Here is a 17,247-nt window from a genome sequence, read left to right on the forward strand (position 1 = left end):
ACCCATCCAAGCACAACAAAGACGTTGTTAAAAACGCCTTGACGTGTTTGTCATGCCACTCGAATTATTTATACCCGTCATACTTCAAGTTGCTTGCGCGTTGGCTGCGCTCACTCACCCGAATCACTTACTCAAGTAAGCTCATCGGGATTCCCTCACTTGCCGCCTTCATGCAACTCGAATTATTTGGGGTATAGAGCATATAAAGCTCAGGAAACTTGTGCCGATAAGGTTAACGGCATGGCGGTGGTCCTGGATATAGCAATATCCCCGTCTGTCACACGTTGCATATATATTATCCTGAACGCTAACGCTTTGTCTTGATATTCGAGCGAGTTAGGGGTTTCGGATGAGGTTTTTTTGTATTTTCTAACGTTTTACTGATGTTGAAAGTAAATCTGAAAATAACCCATTGTGAGTATTTTAAATATACCCATAAAGCATGTTTATTTTATGGGGAAATGATGGCTTTCCCGTTTATTGATGTTATTAGACGCATAGTTATGCGCAGTAGTCATTATTGTGAATTACCCAAAAGGAGTAGGATGTGAGTTTATCGAATTGGCGTATTGGCTATCGATTAGGGGCTGGATTTGCCTTCCTGATATTGATGCTGCTTGTTGTTAGTATTCTTTCCCTGTCTAAGCTGTCTGGTTTTCAGAATGGCGCCAGAGATATTGTGAAAAATGTTTATCCGCAAACGGTGGATGCCAATAATCTCATTGATAATGTCAATGGACATTTTGTCGCCTATTTACAGATGATCCTGGTCTCCGGTCAGGAACGACGTCAGGAATATCTGGATCAGATCATGACATACCGTAAGGAGATTGGTCGCCTGCTTGATAATCTGGAAAAGCAGGTCGCGGGGGAACAAGCTCGCAAGCAGATCGAAACGGTTCGTGCGATGCGTGCCGAGTTTATAAAGTCAGGCGATAAAATTATTAGTGATGCGCTGTCTGGCAATGATGAGGTCGCTGTTGCTGAATTCAACAATCATCTGAACGTTGTGCAGCGCCAATATCGTGATTCGGTGAAGCAACTGGTCAATCTCCAGGATGATGAAATGAATCGCTCGGTGGAAACGATGGCGGAAGTCTATAGCGATACCAGAATGATTTTGTTGATTATTATCGTGCTCGGAGCCATATCCGGTGTACTGATAGCCTGGCTGATCACTCGTAGTGTCACCCGACCAATACAACAAGCGCTACAAGTTGCAAACCGTGTGGCACAGGGTGACCTGACTTCATGTATCACCGTGACCAGTCAGGATGAAACTGGGCTATTGCTGCAATCATTGGATCATATGAACACCAACCTGAGTACGATTGTGGGGCAGGTACGCGATGGGGCGGAAACGATCTCGACGGCGGCATCACAAATTGCGGCAGGTAATCAGGATTTATCGGCCCGAACTGAAGAGCAGGCTGGTTCGCTGGAAGAAACGGCAGCATCAATGGAGCAATTGACGTCCACCATTAAAAACACAGCGGACAACACGTATCAGGCAACGAATATTGCGAATAACGCTTCCAACGCGGCTAAGCAAAGTGGTGATGTGATGCTTTCTGTTACGCAGAAAATGCGGGGTATCCGAGATTCTTCTCAGCGTATGGCGGAGATTATTAGCGTGATTGACGGCATCGCTTTCCAAACCAATATTCTGGCGTTGAATGCGGCAGTTGAAGCGGCACGGGCTGGCGAACAGGGACGAGGCTTTGCGGTAGTGGCCGGGGAAGTCCGTTCTCTTGCACAGCGTAGTGCAACGGCTGCACGGGAAATCAAAGATTTGATTGATGACTCCGTGGATAAAATCCGTGAAGGAATGGCGCTTGTTGATACTGCCGAAGAAACAATGGGCGGGCTGGCGGCCCATGTTAAAGATGTGAATGATATCATTAGTGAAATTTCACAGGCCAGTCGTGAACAAAGTGATGGTGTTAACCAGATCAATCTGGCGGTTGGGCAGATTGATACCACAACACAACAGAATGCAGCACTGGTTGAGCAGTCCGCCTCAGCCGCGCTCTCGTTGCAATCGCAGGCTTCTATTCTGGCGGAGGCCGTGAGCGCGTTTAAATTACAGTCGTATGGCGGTGGGCGAACCGCTTCCTATGCTGTCACGCCGCCAAACGCACCAGCACTTTCTCTGGCTCCGACGGTGGTCGAGAAAAATCGTGGCGACAAAGGAGACTGGACGGCATTTTAATTTGTGACACCAGCCCGGTTAAATATTAACGCCACTGTGAGATCGGTGGCGTTCCGACTTCGTTTCTCAAATATCAAAATGGCGTGTGGCTAAGGTGATATACCGTATTTTTGTAGCCAGGCCAGCATGCGTTGCCAGCCGTCCAGTGCGGATTCAGCATGGTAATGGGGGCGATAATCAGCATGGAAGGCATGCCCTGCATCAGGATAGACGATAATTTCCGCGTTAGCATTGGCGGCGCGTAATGCCTGACGCATTTTATCTATCTCTTCTGGCGGGATACCCTCATCTTTCGCGCCGTATAATCCCAATACGGGAGCACTGAGTTCGGTCGCGATATCTATCGGGTGTTTAGGGCTATTCAGCGTTTTCGTGCCATTGAATTTGCCATACCAGGCCACCGCGGCTTTTAACTGCGGATTATGCGCAGCATAAAGCCAAACGATGCGTCCACCCCAACAGAAACCGGTAATGGCAAGCTTATTGGCATCGCCTCCCTGCTTGATAGCCCAATTGGCTGTACGATCTATATCTGATAAGACTTGGGTATCTGGTACGTTATGGACGAGTTCCGCTAGAAGTTGTTGAATGTTGCGGTACTGATGGGGATCACCTTGTCGGAAATACAGTTCAGGGGCGATAGCCATGTAGCCCTGTTTAGCTAAGCGACGGCAGGTATCCTGAATATACGGGTGAACGCCAAAAATTTCCTGGACGACCAGTACGATAGGAAAAGGGCCTGATTGATGTGCTGGTTTCGCTAAATAAGCCGGAAGTTGTTCGCCCTGAGAAGGGATGGTGGTTTCACCGGCAACAATCCCCGAGGTATCTGTACTTATGAGTGAGGACGCTCGTGAGGGGACTGCCGAAGAAAAGTCCTGTGGTCGATGCCTGAGGGCGATTAGCTCATCAGTCTTCATTGCGATCTCCTGAGTTGGGACTGCGATGGTGATTCATAATCAATAGTATCAGCGATTAAAGAATCTACAATGAAAGGGGCTAGGCTGTACCGAGGATCGTTTTGTGATTGATTAACCCATTATCCAGGAGACGGTTATGTCTGCATCTGATGTTTTTCATCTCGGCCTGACAAAAAGTGTTTTACAGGGGGCGACGTTAGCCATTGTTCCGGGGGATCCTGAGCGGGTTGAAAAAATCGCCCGCCTGATGGATAACCCCGTGCATCTGGCATCGCATCGTGAATTTACGACATGGCGTGCGGAGCTGGATGGGAAAACGGTTATTGTTTGCTCTACCGGTATCGGTGGGCCGTCAACGTCTATTGCGGTTGAGGAACTGGCCCAGTTGGGCATTCGCACTTTCCTGCGAGTTGGCACCACGGGAGCGATTCAGGAAGGAATCAATGTCGGCGATGTTCTGGTGACAACGGCGGCTGTTCGCCTCGACGGTGCAAGCCTGCATTTCGCGCCGATGGAGTTTCCCGCCGTTGCTGATTTTTCCTGTACAACCGCGTTGGTTGAGGCAGCGAAAGCCGCCGGTGTTGCACTGCATATTGGGATCACCGCATCATCCGATACGTTTTATCCGGGACAGGAACGGTATGATACCTTCTCAGGCCGCGTTGTGCGCCGTTTTCGCGGTTCAATGGAAGAATGGCAAAGTATGGGTGTACTGAATTATGAAATGGAGTCCGCTACGCTGTTGACCATGTGTGCGAGTCAGGGGCTAAAAGCCGGGATGATTGCCGGTGTGATCGTTAACCGAACTCAGCAGGAAATTCCTGATGTCGCGACAATGAAACTGGCTGAAACCACGGTGATACGCGTTCTGTTGGATGCGACCCGTCGATTGCTGGCTACCGGGTAATTTTGCATACTGTTTCTCTCCCTTTACGACAAATCGCAAGGAGATATATGACCGAACCAACGTTGCTTCACCCTTCTTTATTGCCGCTGGACGGTGGAATTAACTTTCGCGATCTGGGGGGAAATCGTGCAGCGGATGGGAGGCTTATCCGACACGGTAAACTCTTTCGTTCTGGTTCATTGGATTTGCTGAGCCAGACGGATTGTGACTATCTGGCCGGTGTTCCCGTTTCTCATGTTGTTGATTATCGTGATGAAGATGAAATCTCAGCCAAGCCGGATGTGCTGTGGTCAGGCGCGAATTATCATGCTTTTCCGGCGAACCCCTTGCGTCATGAAGTCACGGCAAATTTAGATTCGCTGGGGTCTGACGTGCTAGCAGCTTTTGATTCCCGTGCGTTTATGCTTGAGCTTTACCGCCGTTTACCGTTTGATAACTCGGCCTATCGTCAATTGGTGGCCTTGTTGCAGCAGTCGGATGACGGTGCGCTGGTACAACATTGTGCCGTGGGTAAAGATCGCACGGGTATTGGATCGGCGTTGGTGATGTTTGCGCTGGGAGCCGATGAGCAAACGGTCGTTGAAGACTACCTGTTGACGGATACTACCTTGGCGCCTTTTCGCCAAAAACTGCTGGCGCACCTGTCTCAAACGCTCAATGAAAAAGCATTGGGGCAATTTTCTTACGTACTATCGGTGCGGGAAGAGTTCATTGTCACGGCGTTACAATCCATTTATGAGCGTCATGGCTCGATTGATGGCTGGCTTGAGGCAGAATACGGACTGGATAACCGTGCCCGTCAGTTTTTGCAGGATAAATATTTGGTTTAATGCGCGATAATGTGTTTTTTTAATGCGCTACCATGTTAATAATTAGTCCTATTATCGGTTGGTCTTTTAGATTATTAACGCCCGGTGGATCCTCATCGGGCGTTTTGTATTGATCACACAGCCTTAAATAATTTCGGCGACTGAACGCAGCCAGCGCACAGCCGACTTGAAATATGACGGGTATAGCAGGGAGGAATATGTCTCATATCATAGGGATAGATTTAGGAACAACCAACAGTCTGGTTTCATACTGGGATGGTGAGAAAGCGGTGCTGATTCCCAATGCACACGGCGATTACCTCACCCCTTCTGTCATCGGCTTTGATGATAACGACGATCTATTAGTTGGGCGTGTTGCCAAAGAGCGTTTGATTACCCATCCACTTAAAACAGCCGCGTTGTTCAAACGTTACATGGGAACCAAAAAAGCCTACTCGTTTGGCGGTGTTCAAACTTACCAGCCCGAAGAATTATCGTCTTTTCTGTTACGTGTACTCAAGGCAGATGCGGAAGCTTTTCTTGGCGGCCCTATCACCGAAGCGGTCATCAGTGTGCCCGCCTACTTTAATGACAAACAGCGTAAAGCCACGCAGCTAGCCGGGCAATTAGCCGGTCTCAAAGTAGAACGTTTGGTGAATGAACCCACTGCGGCGGCATTGAGCTACGGATTACATGTGAGTGAACCGGAAAGTCGCTTTTTAGTCTTCGACTTGGGTGGCGGTACGTTTGATGTGTCCGTTCTGACGTTATTTGACGGCATTATGGAAGTGAATGCCACCGCAGGGCACAACACGTTGGGGGGCGAGGATTTTGTCGATATGCTGGTTAAAGCATTTCTGAACGAGCATAAACTGACATCGCTTGAATTATCGGAAATGAGTCGTCTGCGCCAGCACATTGAAGGCATGAAACGGACGTTAACGTTGCAGCATGAGGCGACGATTGCACCAGTTTTTAATGGTGTGACGTATCCATGGCACCTTAGTCGCGACGATTTCGATTCGCTCTGTGCGCCCTTGATTGATGCACTACGGCAGCCTATTGAACGTGCGTTGAATGATGCGGCGATTACGCCCCGCGATTTGAACTGCGTCATTCTGGTGGGCGGTGCTAGTCGCATGCCCGTGGTCAGAAGTTTGGCAGCCAGGCTGTTCGGCCAGTATCCGGTAGCGACGTTAAATCCTGATGAAATCGTGGCGCTGGGTGCGGGGGTGCAGGCTGGGCTTAAGGCGCGTAGTCAGGGGCTAACGGAGGTCGTGCTAACGGATGTGTGTCCGTTTACCTTAGGGCTGGAAACGTCACGCCGTTTGCCAAGTGGGTATCTGGAAGATGGCCATTACACGCCGATCATCGATCGTAATACGGTGGTGCCTGTGAGCCGGGAAAAGGTGTTTTGCGCTTGTCGGGATGGCCAGACCAATATGTTGCTGCAAATCTACCAGGGGGAAAGTCGCCTGACGCGCAATAACGTCAAATTGGGTGAAATGGAAATTGAGTTTCCTCCGGTGTTGGAAGATGAGCCCATTGTGCGAGTACGTTATACCTATGATATCAATGGAATATTAGAGGTTCAGGCGACAAATCTTCGTGATGGAAACAGTAAATCAACGATTATCCGCAATGAGAACTGTGACCTGTCAGATGCTGAGATTCAGGTGCGTTTGCAGCAGTTGGCTGAGATAAAAATACACCCACGTGAACGTATGGAAAGTCGGTTACTACTGGCGCGTGGGGAGCGTTTGTATGAACAGTTGATGGGTGAAGCGCGTGAACGCATCGCCTATGAGTTAAGTGTATTTGAAGACGCCCTGGAAACTCAGGATACCTCGCATATTCGTCGGGTAACAAAAGAAATACAACGTGTGTTTGATGAGATGGAGCCTCATTCGTTATGAAAACATCATGCTGGGAATTTTTAGGGATTGAGGAAACGGTTGATCAAACGGCAATTCGACGTGCCTATGCGCGTTTGTTGCGACAGCATAACCCAGAGGATGATGCCGAAGCGTTTAAAGCACTCCGGGCAGCCTATGAAGATGCGCTCCGGCAGGCTCGCTATCTGGCGGCAGAAGAACATGCTGATCAACAGGAGAGCGTAGCGACAGACAGCATCGCTGATCCTGTGACTGATGCAGCAGTTAGCGAAGATGATATCGCCTTGATGCGCGATACCTCGCAGCAAATTGAAGCGATAAAACAGCGCGTGATGGAAGTCTATGCCGATTTTCAGCGTCGTATCGATGAAAATGCCTGGAACGACGTGTTGTCGACATCGGTCCTGGCTCAACTTGAGATTAAACAGCCTGTTTCATTGTGGTTGTTCGACTTTTTGAGTCAATGTACTTTCCTGCCTGATTCGATCAAGCAGCACTTACTGGAGATTTTTGACTGGGAGCATAACTCGCTACTGCTGCACCGACACTTTCCATCACAACAGGTAGAAGACGTGTTGGAATGGTTGAGTGGTGAGGATTTATGGCACATTCCCGTGCGGGGGTTGCAATTTTCTACTGGTATGACGGGCGAAGAAGTGGATCGTTACTTCCAGGATAGGGAACTGCTGGTTCGCATGATTTATCAACATGACAGCACGGCGTTTGACCAGCAATTGACACGTTTGTTGTCGTGCGAGATCGGCGATCCGGAGTTGCTGTGTTGGGCGATTGCTCACTACCACCGTCAGGGCGATTTTACGCCGGCTCGTGAATATTGCCGCCGACTGATTACGCTGGTTCCAAACCAAATCGACGGCTACCTGCGGTTAGCACAGATCGAGTTGGATGACCGGCAGACTCTACGTGCTGCCGATGCATTTAATCGAGTGCTGGATATTCAGGGCGATCATGCTGTTGCGTTAAAGGGGCTGGCAGGGTGTTTTCTGGCTCAAGGGATGCTGTTTGAAGCTCGGGAGCTTTATCTTTATGTCTGCACATTAGTGCCCTATGACGTGGAATCGCAGATTCAGGTCATTAAAATCAATGCGCAGACGATTGCCGATAATTTCTCTACGATTAAACCCAAGCCTTACAGCATGGCGTATTGTGAGGAGGTTGCGCAATGCTATCTGCAAAATGGGGCTTACACTCTGTGTATCGATTTCATACATCACCTGATGGCTCGTGCTAAATATAATGCCAAGCCGCTGCTGCGCTTAATCAGAGGCAGTATTTTTGAGGTGATATACCGCTCGTTTTTTGTCAAACATGGCGATTTTAATGAGCGCACGCTTTCCTCTACGCTCTACATGACGCTCGGTGATGTCCATTATCAACTGAAGCAATATGAGGATGCCCGGCAGGCATATACCTGGGCGCTGGAGGAAGCGCAACGACAGGGCGAAAATGGCTACGGCGCGAGTGTTTGTTTAGCGCGTGTTCTGTTGAAGCTGGAAATCTACCAAGACGTTATCCCTCTATTGGAAAAGGCGCTGGGCTACCACCGTAATGATTCCGAAATCTGGTTCATGCTATCAGAGGCTTCTCGTTTTACGGATGAATATGACAAATCGCTGGAATATGTGAATCAGGCTATTGCGCTGGATGCATCGCATTGGGTGTATTTTTCTGCCCGCTCGATCATTTTGCACTATATCTTTGAGCGCTATGAGGAGGCCTTGTCGGACCTGAATTTTATTGTGCGATGTAAGCCATCTTTCTCTTCGGTATGGTATCGCCGTGGGATCTGTCTGAGCCGTTTAGGGCGTCATCGAGAGGCGATAGAGAGCCTGGAAGAAGCTATCGACTGGAATATTAAGAGTCCAGATGCCGCGTTAGAATTGTTGAAATCCGCCTGTGAATTAGGCCTGTATGACAAGGCGCAGCGTGGTGCCACGCTATACCAAGAATACGGTGGCGATATGGATGAAATTGGCGGATGGCTGGCGAAGTTGGAGCAGATGGCGTTGGAAAAACAGGGAGCACATGACGCATGACAACAGAAAATCAGGAAAATACAAAGCCATTATCCAAAGCTCAGCTATGGGGGCTGGGAATGTCAGCCATTCTGACAGAAATGAACCATGACCGACATGATGTTCTGGATGGTGGCGGTGATAAGCAAACCGCCATAAAGGCGATCCGCCATATTTTGCGGCGGGATTGGGGCATTGAAACCCGTGAGGCGCTGTTGCGCCAGATCGATCGCTTGAGGAATGGTCATGGGCACGGACCAGGTTATCGACGTTTACAGCAGGTTTTGTCTGCCATGTCAGAAGCGGAAATGGATGACTATATTCAGCGGCATCAACATGATGAAGAACATTACAACGAATTGCTGGTCGTGAAGCTCAATCGGTTCACACTGGGCCGTACCGGAATTGATGCCTGGGACGAAGGCCGTGGCGTTAATCTATGTCGTTGGGGTATGGCTATCGGTATGGTGGGTGAGGAAGAAGGCTGGGGTTTGATCATGTCAATGGCGCGGGATGCCCAATTGAAATATGACAGTTGGTACCACTTCGCGATCAGTTATGTCGTCGGACGGCAATATTGGCGTTCACTAACGACGGTCGATTTTATTAATGATCAGATGGATATTCTGCGTCGTTTAGCCGGTAACCCGGAAAGCCCCTGGAACACGTTGGACTGGCATTTGCCATTGGATAGTGTCACAACGTTTACTCCCTAGCCTTATCTATGGCACGGCCTCTCAATAGAGAGGCCGTGCAGATCGAGTGATTTTCGTTTTCTAAATTGCCATTAACCCGTGTTCCGCATTCCTGCGGCAACACCCGCTATCGTTACCATCAGCGCCAATTCAACCTCAGGGCTGGGTTGTTCCTGCTGGCGTGAGCGATGCAGGAGTTCGGCCTGAAGGACGTTTAACGGGTCGGTATAGACGTTACGTAAGGCAATGGATTCTGCAATCCACGGTAGGTCTTCCATCAGGTGATCGTCATTGGCGATGGTCAGCACGACGTTGATGTCGTCGGCTAGCTGATCGCGCAGTTGTTTTCCTAACGACCAAAGTTTTTCGTCAACCAGACGCTGGTCGTAATATTCCGCCAGCCACAGGTCAGCTTTGGCAAATACCATTTCCAGCATACCAATTCGCGTGGAGAAAAACGGCCAGTCCCGACACATGGTTTCAAGCTGTTTCTGCTTACCGTCATCAACCACTTTCTGCAATGCTGCACCGGCACCTAACCAGGCGGGCAGCATCAGACGGTTTTGCGTCCAGGCAAAGATCCATGGAATGGCGCGCAGACTTTCGACGCCACCATTTGGACGGCGTTTCGCCGGACGTGAACCCAACGGCAGTTTTCCCAGTTCCAGTTCGGGCGTTGCCGCACGGAAATAAGGGACGAAATCCGGGTTCTCACGTACGTATCCACGATACATATCGCAGGAAACGCGGGAGAGTTCGTTCATCACTTCCTGCCATTCCTGCTTGGGCTCCGGCGGGGGCAGCAGGTTAGCTTCCAGAATGGCACCAGTATACAGCGCCAGACTACTGATGGTGACCTCGGGCAGGCCGTATTTGAAACGGATCATTTCACCCTGTTCGGTTACGCGCAGGCCACCTTTCAGGCTTCCCGGCGGCTGAGACAATAACGCGGCATGGGCTGGTGCGCCCCCGCGGCCGATTGATCCCCCACGGCCATGGAATAACGTTAACGCGATACCCGCTTTTTCACAGGTTTTGATTAGCGCATCCTGCGCACGGTATTGCGCCCATGACGCGGCCATCACGCCAGCATCTTTTGCCGAGTCAGAATAGCCAATCATGACCATTTGTTTGCCCTGAATGAAACCACGATACCAATCGATGTTCAGCAGTTGCGTCATCACATCGTCAGCATTGTTCAGGTCATCCAGTGTTTCAAAGAGTGGGGCAACAGGTAACGCGAACGGGCAGCCAGCCTCTTTGAGCAGCAGGTGCACCGCCAGTACATCGGAGGGCGTACGTGCCATGGAAATGACGTAAGCGGCAATGGAACCTTGCGGCGCTTTAGCAATAACGCGGCAGGTATCAAGCACTTCTTTGGTATCGGCGCTTGGCTCCCAATAGCGAGGTAACAATGGGCGTTTGGAACTTAATTCGCGGATCAGGAAGGCTTGTTTATCGGATTCAGACCAGCTTTCGTAATCGCCCAGACCGAGATAGCGGGTAATTTCAGCCAGCGCATCGGTGTGGCGGGTACTTTCCTGACGCACATCAATGCGGACTAACGGCACCCCGAAACAGCGTACGCGGCGCAGCGTATCCAGCAGTTGACCATCGGCGATAATCCCCATCCCACAGGTGTGTAAAGACTGGTAGCACGCATACAACGGTTCCCAGAGCTGCTCGTTGTTAACCAGTAAGTCTTTAGGCGGCAATAACTGTTCGCCTTTAAGACGAGCCTCAAGGTAGCTTAGCGTCGTATTGAGCTGGCTACGCAGTGATTTCATGATGGCGCGATAAGGTTCCTGAATATCGGGGCCGCCAGCTCGTTCGTGTAATTCTGGCGTACATTCAGACATGGATAGCTCAGAGACCAGCACCTGAATGTCACGCAGGAACAGGTCAGCGGCTTTCCAGCGGCTGAGTAATAACACATGTTGAGTAATTTCAGCGGTAACGTTCGGGTTACCATCGCGATCGCCGCCCATCCAGGAGGTGAAACGCACGGGAACGGATTCTACCGGCAGGCGGTAGCCAAAGGCTTGCTCCAGCTGTTCATCCAATTCACGCAGAAAAGCCGGAACGCCTTCCCACAAACTGTTCTCAACGACGGCAAATCCCCATTTAGCTTCATCTACCGGTGTCGGACGGATTTTACGAATTTCATCCGTATGCCAGGATTGGGCAATGATTTGACGCAGGCGACGCATGATTTTATTGCGTTCGTAATCTGCGAGGTCATCGTGATCGAGCTGTTGAAGACAGGTATTAACTTCAACCAGTTTGTGAATCAGCGTGCGGCGCGTAATTTCCGTCGGGTGGGCGGTTAGCACCAGCTCAATTGACAGAGATTCGATGGCATCGCGGATGTCTCGGTCTGTCAGGTCATTATGATCTTTTAAACGTTCAAACGTTTTGGTCAGTATTTCTGGGTTGCTGGCGGCTTCTCCATGGGGGGAGATCGTATGGTATTGCTCTGCGGTATTGGTCAGGTTAAGAAACTGGCTAAATGCGCGGGCAACGGGCAACAGCTCATCGTTAGAGAGATTCTGTAGTGTGTTTAGCAGTTCCTGACGATGCTTCTCACTGCCTGCGCGGGAAGACTTTGACAATTTGCGAATCGTTTCTACTTTATCAAGAATGTTTTCGCCCAATGCCTCCTTGATCGTATCGCCAAGCAGCTTGCCGAGCATACTGACGTTACTTCGCATTGCGGAATATTGTTCGTTCATATTTACCCTGACCCATCTCTCTATTTTTGTAAGTTTATTTCACTTGACATATTTTGACGTACTGACTCCATCTAGCCACGATAAGGCAGATTCGTCAATTGACGATTCCCTGTTCTTGCTATTCTTTCTGTCCCCCGATCTTTGTACCCGCTTTGGTATCGCGTTGGCAATTTGTGAAATTTAATTACAGAAGGGCTGACATTAGGTGAACTTATTAGTGAGGGAAACACGGGGACAAACGCCCCGTGTTTTGCCGTTAATTTCCGTGATGGCAGAAGTGGTGAATCACCTGCGCAATCAGTTCCCGCGTCGGTTTGATAAATGCGGTATCAATATATTCGTCCGGCTGGTGCGCTTGTTCGATCGATCCCGGCCCCAGAACTAGCGTGGGGCACAACGTCTGAATAAATGGCGCTTCGGTGCAGTAGTTTACGATTTCCGTTTTCGTCCCCAGCAGATTCTCCACGACGGATACCAGGTTATGATCCACAGGGCATTCGTATCCGGGAATCGGGGGATGCAGTTCGCTGATGGTCAAACGTCCCGGCCAGCGTTGGCTGACAGGTGAGAGCGCTTCAGCCAGCAGTCCGTTCAAATCGTTCAGCGTTATACCCGGCAGCGGGCGGATATCCATATGGAGCTCACAGCAGCCGCAAATACGGTTAGCTGCGTCGCCGCCATGGATGTGGCCGAGGTTCATGGTGGGGTGGGGAATGTGAAAAATCGGGTTGTGATAGCGTTCCTGTAGGGTATTGCGCAAGGTTAACAGATGGGAGATCGCCTCATGCATCAGCTCAATTGCGTTTACGCCGCGTGATGGGTCGCTGGAGTGGCCGGATTGCCCCTGAATACGGATCGCGTTGGACATGTGGCCTTTATGTGCCCGCACCGGTTGCAGTGAGGTTGGCTCGCCGATAATGGCGCAGTCCGGGCGAATCTGTGCCGATTCGGAGAAATACTTGGCGCCAGCCATCGTCGTCTCTTCATCCGCTGTTGCCAGTACATAGAGCGGTTTCGTCAGTTTGGTCGGATCGATATCGCGTAAGGCATCAAGAATAAAGGCAAAAAAACCTTTCATATCTGCCGTACCCAAACCGTAAAGTTTATTGTCGTGTTCGGTCAGCGTAAAAGGGTCACGTGTCCAACGTCCATCGTCAAAAGGCACGGTGTCGGTGTGCCCAGCCAACAATAAACCGCCTTTTCCTTCACCAATCCGCGCCAGCATATTAAATTTATTGAGGGTACCGGGAACGGGTTGAACGTCGACATGGAAGCCTAAATCGGTGAACCAGCCAGCCAACAGGTTGATTAATGTCTGATTACTTTGATCGAGCGCGCTTTCGGTTGCGCTGATAGACGGAGTCGCGATCAGCGCCCGGTATAGCTCAATAAAAGGGGGTAAATTCATCTTCACTGTTGACAGCCTCTGGTTAGGATAGTATCAATATTCATGCATTAATTGTGAATAAAAATACAATATCGCTATGTGAAAGGAAACCCTAAAATACAGGTCGTGGAGAATCCACCTTTTCACATAGTTTCTTGGGTGAACAGCGTGTTAACGCTGGTGAGCCTTGTTACCTGTTTCATCGATAAATAAGAAGGTGTACGGATCTCATGCTGAATACGTTGATTGTTGGTGCAAGTGGTTATACCGGTGCTGAACTTGCACTTTACCTGAACCGTCACCCACAGATGAACATAACCGCTTTAGCGGTTTCAGCGCAAAGTGTTGATGCCGGGAAACTGATCTCCGATTTGCATCCACAGCTGAAAGGCATTATCGATTTGCCGGTACAACCCTTGACGCAGGTTGCTGAGGCTGCCAAAGGTATCGATGTCGTGTTTCTGGCGACGGATCACAAGGTGAGCCACGATTTGGCACCTGAATTTCTGGCAGCAGGTTGCACGGTATTTGATTTGTCTGGAGCCTATCGCGTACAGGATGCCGATTTTTATACCCGCTACTATGGATTTGAACATCAGCATACGGATTGGCTGGCGCAGGCGGTATATGGTCTGGCCGAATGGCAGGCTGAAAGTATCAAACATGCGCAACTGGTTGCTGTGCCTGGGTGTTACCCCACCGCAGCACAGCTATCGTTGAAGCCGCTCATCGATGCACAACTGCTGAATCTCACACAATGGCCGGTAATCAATGCCGTGAGTGGCGTAAGCGGAGCGGGCCGTAAAGCGTCACTGACCAGCAGTTTCTGTGAGGTCAGTCTGCAACCCTATGGCATTTTCAATCATCGTCATGCCCCGGAGATTTCAACTCATCTCGGTACGCCGGTTATTTTCACGCCTCATCTCGGTAATTTTGCTCGTGGCATATTGGAAACCATCACTTGCCGCTTACAGCCGGGCGTGACCCAGCAGGATATCGCCGAGGCTTACCATAATGCCTATCATGACAAACCGCTGGTACGCCTGTATGAGAAGGGCGTGCCTGCGTTGAAATCGGTTGTCGGTTTACCCTTCTGCGATATTGGTTTTTCCGTTGATGGAGAGCACCTGATTATCGTTGCTACAGAAGATAACCTGCTGAAAGGCGCAGCCGCTCAAGCGGTGCAATGCCTGAATATTCGTTTCGGTTTCCCGGAAACCCAATCTTTACTTTAAATTAAAAATTCATCATTCCGAGGCGCAAAAGAACAATGAACCCGTTAATTATCAAACTAGGTGGCGTTTTACTGGATAGTGAAGAAGCGCTAGAGCGCCTGTTTACGGCGTTAGTGACATACCGTCAGGAACATCAGCGACCGCTGGTGATTGTGCATGGTGGTGGGTGTCTGGTTGACGACCTGATGAAGAAATTGTCATTGCCGGTGGTAAAGAAGAATGGTCTGCGTGTCACGCCTGCCGATCAGATTGATATCATCACCGGCGCGCTGGCCGGGTCTGCCAATAAGACACTCTTATCCTGGGCGAAAAAGCACGATATTAATGCCGTTGGCTTATGTTTGGCGGATGGCGGTAGCACGAACGTGACGCAATTGGATGAGGCGCTGGGCTTTGTGGGCAAAGCGGAAGCCGGTTCTCCGATACTGCTGAATACGCTGTTGTCAGCGGGGTACTTACCTGTCGTGAGTTCCATTGGGATCACCGCTCAGGGCGAACTGATGAATGTCAATGCCGATCAGGCTGCCACCGCGTTGGCGGCAACATTAGGGGCCGATTTAATCCTGCTGTCTGATGTGAGTGGTATTTTGGACGGAAAAGGTCAACGCATCGCCGAGATGACCGCCCAGAAGGCCGAGCAGTTGATTGTGCAGGGTATTATTACTGATGGCATGATCGTCAAGGTCAATGCTGCTCTGGATGCAGCACGGACTCTGGGGCGTCCTGTGGATATCGCCAGTTGGCGTCACGCCGATCAACTGCCTGCCTTGTTTAACGGTGTCGCGATCGGCACACGCATTCTGGCGTGATATTTTTGCAGGTCAGAGCGTGACGAGTATGGCATGATGCCGTTCTTATTTTATTGGCACAGTTTTTATTGGCACAGTTCGTGACACGGTTGCTGTGCCAGACATTCAATTCCGGGAGTAATGGTTATGGCTTTGTGGGGCGGTCGGTTCAGCCAGGCAGCAGATCAACGGTTTAAACAGTTTAATGACTCACTGCGGTTTGATTATCGCCTGGCAGAGCAGGACATCATCGGCTCTGTGGGCTGGTCGAAAGCGCTAGTGACCGTCAATGTACTCAGCGAACAAGAACAGGAACAACTGGAACAGGCATTGAATGCGCTGTTAGTTGAAGTCCAGTCTGATTCAGAGATTATCCTGCAAAGTGATGCGGAAGATATTCATAGCTGGGTTGAACAGCGCCTGATTGAAAAAGTCGGTGATTTAGGCAAAAAGCTGCATACAGGGCGCAGTCGCAACGATCAGGTTGCCACAGACCTGAAGTTATGGTGTAAAACGCAAATCTCGGAACTGTTGTTGGCGGTGCGCCAATTGCGTCAGTCGCTGGTGACAACGGCGAAAAGCAATCAGGATGCGGTCATGCCGGGGTATACCCACCTGCAACGCGCTCAGCCAGTTACGTTTGCACATTGGTGTTTGGCCTACCATGAAATGTTGGTGCGTGACGAAAGTCGTCTGGAAGACACGCTGAAACGTCTGGATGTGAGTCCGTTAGGCTGTGGTGCGCTGGCCGGTACGGCATATCCAATCGATCGTGAGCAACTGGCTGGCTGGCTGGGGTTTGCTTCAGCGACGCGAAATAGTCTGGATACCGTCTCCGATCGCGATCACGTACTGGAACTGCTTTCTGATGCTTCGATCGGTATGATCCACCTGTCGCGTTTTGCTGAAGATCTGATCTTCTTTAATAGCGGTGAAGCCGCGTTTGTAGAGCTATCCGATCGTGTGACGTCGGGTTCTTCTCTAATGCCACAGAAGAAAAATCCAGATGCGCTGGAACTGATCCGCGGTAAATGCGGTCGGGTGCAAGGGGCATTAACTGGCATGATGATGACGCTGAAAGGGCTGCCGTTAGCGTATAACAAGGACATGCAGGAAGATAAGGAAGGGCTGTTCGATGCGCTGGATACTTGGCATGACTGCCTGATGATGGCAGCACTGGTGCTGGAAGGGATTCAGGTGAAACGTCCTCGCTGTAAAGAAGCCGCAGAACAAGGCTATGCCAATGCAACGGAATTGGCCGATTATTTGGTTGCCAAAGGTGTGCCGTTCCGCGAAGCGCATCATATCGTTGGTGAAGCGGTGGTCGAAGCGATTAACCAAGGGAAAGCTCTGGAAGCGTTATCATTGGCTGACTTGCAGAAGTTTAGCTCAGTGATCGCAGATGATGTTTACCCTATTTTGTCTTTGCAGTCCTGTTTGGACAAACGTGCCGCTCAGGGAGGGGTATCACCACAGCAGGTTACTCGGGCTATCAATGACGCGCAGCAGCGTTTAGGCTAACTGATTCTCGCTGAAGGGATTTTCCCAAAGGTGGATCCACCTTTGGGAAAGCGTTGATAGGTATTTACCTGATATTTACCTCGATTGCCGTATTCTTGCCGCCATGCGGA

General features: G+C 50.2%; 12 protein-coding genes. 9 read left to right on the forward strand and 3 right to left on the reverse strand.

Annotated elements, in window-relative coordinates:
• Positions 1 to 547 precede the first annotated feature (547 nt).
• Complete coding sequence (locus ACKPVM_RS14210) at positions 548 to 2,212, forward strand: methyl-accepting chemotaxis protein (protein ID WP_409309945.1); 1,665 nt, start codon at positions 548 to 550, stop codon at positions 2,210 to 2,212.
• A gap of 89 nt (positions 2,213 to 2,301) precedes the next feature.
• Here ACKPVM_RS14210 and ACKPVM_RS14215 read toward each other — a convergent pair whose 3' ends face one another.
• The gene (locus ACKPVM_RS14215; protein ID WP_409309947.1) at positions 2,302 to 3,132 is read right to left on the reverse strand and encodes a dienelactone hydrolase family protein; all 831 of its coding nucleotides are present in this window, start codon (positions 3,130 to 3,132) and stop codon (positions 2,302 to 2,304) included.
• Positions 3,133 to 3,268: 136 nt separating this feature from the next.
• Here ACKPVM_RS14215 and udp point away from each other — a divergent pair, with 136 nt between their 5' ends.
• From udp to ACKPVM_RS14240, 5 genes are all read left to right on the forward strand, one after another.
• The gene (udp, locus tag ACKPVM_RS14220) at positions 3,269 to 4,039 is read left to right on the forward strand and encodes a uridine phosphorylase (RefSeq protein WP_409309949.1); all 771 of its coding nucleotides are present in this window, start codon (positions 3,269 to 3,271) and stop codon (positions 4,037 to 4,039) included.
• Between the two features lie 47 nt (positions 4,040 to 4,086).
• A complete protein-coding gene (locus ACKPVM_RS14225) occupies positions 4,087 to 4,869 on the forward strand; it encodes a tyrosine-protein phosphatase (protein ID WP_409309951.1) in 783 nt (260 codons plus the stop codon).
• 197 nt (positions 4,870 to 5,066) lie between these two features.
• Positions 5,067 to 6,764, forward strand: coding sequence for an Hsp70 family protein (locus tag ACKPVM_RS14230; protein WP_409309953.1), 1,698 nt, complete (start codon positions 5,067 to 5,069; stop codon positions 6,762 to 6,764).
• Positions 6,761 to 8,800 carry a J domain-containing protein gene (locus ACKPVM_RS14235; protein ID WP_409309955.1) on the forward strand — a complete coding sequence of 680 codons (2,040 nt, stop codon included), beginning with the start codon at positions 6,761 to 6,763 and terminating at the stop codon, positions 8,798 to 8,800. The genes ACKPVM_RS14230 and ACKPVM_RS14235 overlap by 4 nt, the downstream gene beginning before the upstream one ends.
• On the forward strand, positions 8,797 to 9,495 hold the full coding sequence (locus ACKPVM_RS14240; protein WP_409309956.1) for a DUF1266 domain-containing protein: 699 nt from the start codon (positions 8,797 to 8,799) through the stop codon (positions 9,493 to 9,495). The genes ACKPVM_RS14235 and ACKPVM_RS14240 overlap by 4 nt, the downstream gene beginning before the upstream one ends.
• Before the next feature lie 71 nt (positions 9,496 to 9,566).
• Here the strand turns inward: ACKPVM_RS14240 and ppc are convergent, their stop codons facing one another.
• The gene (ppc, locus tag ACKPVM_RS14245) at positions 9,567 to 12,206 is read right to left on the reverse strand and encodes a phosphoenolpyruvate carboxylase (RefSeq protein WP_409309958.1); all 2,640 of its coding nucleotides are present in this window, start codon (positions 12,204 to 12,206) and stop codon (positions 9,567 to 9,569) included.
• A gap of 256 nt (positions 12,207 to 12,462) precedes the next feature.
• The gene (gene argE / locus ACKPVM_RS14250; protein ID WP_409309960.1) at positions 12,463 to 13,620 is read right to left on the reverse strand and encodes an acetylornithine deacetylase; all 1,158 of its coding nucleotides are present in this window, start codon (positions 13,618 to 13,620) and stop codon (positions 12,463 to 12,465) included.
• Between the two features lie 203 nt (positions 13,621 to 13,823).
• Here argE and argC point away from each other — a divergent pair, with 203 nt between their 5' ends.
• From argC to argH, 3 genes are all read left to right on the forward strand, one after another.
• Positions 13,824 to 14,828 (forward strand): N-acetyl-gamma-glutamyl-phosphate reductase, encoded by a 1,005-nt coding sequence (argC, locus tag ACKPVM_RS14255; protein WP_409309962.1) that lies wholly within the window; start codon positions 13,824 to 13,826, stop codon positions 14,826 to 14,828.
• Positions 14,829 to 14,863: 35 nt separating this feature from the next.
• Positions 14,864 to 15,637, forward strand: a complete 774-nt coding sequence (argB, locus tag ACKPVM_RS14260; RefSeq protein WP_409309964.1) for an acetylglutamate kinase — start codon at positions 14,864 to 14,866, stop codon at positions 15,635 to 15,637.
• 126 nt (positions 15,638 to 15,763) lie between these two features.
• Positions 15,764 to 17,137, forward strand: coding sequence for an argininosuccinate lyase (gene argH, locus ACKPVM_RS14265; RefSeq protein ID WP_409309966.1), 1,374 nt, complete (start codon positions 15,764 to 15,766; stop codon positions 17,135 to 17,137).
• Positions 17,138 to 17,247: the final 110 nt, after the last annotated feature.

Source organism: Pectobacterium hainanensis, assembly GCF_046237015.1.
In the GTDB taxonomy this organism is placed as follows: domain Bacteria; phylum Pseudomonadota; class Gammaproteobacteria; order Enterobacterales; family Enterobacteriaceae; genus JBJYIN01.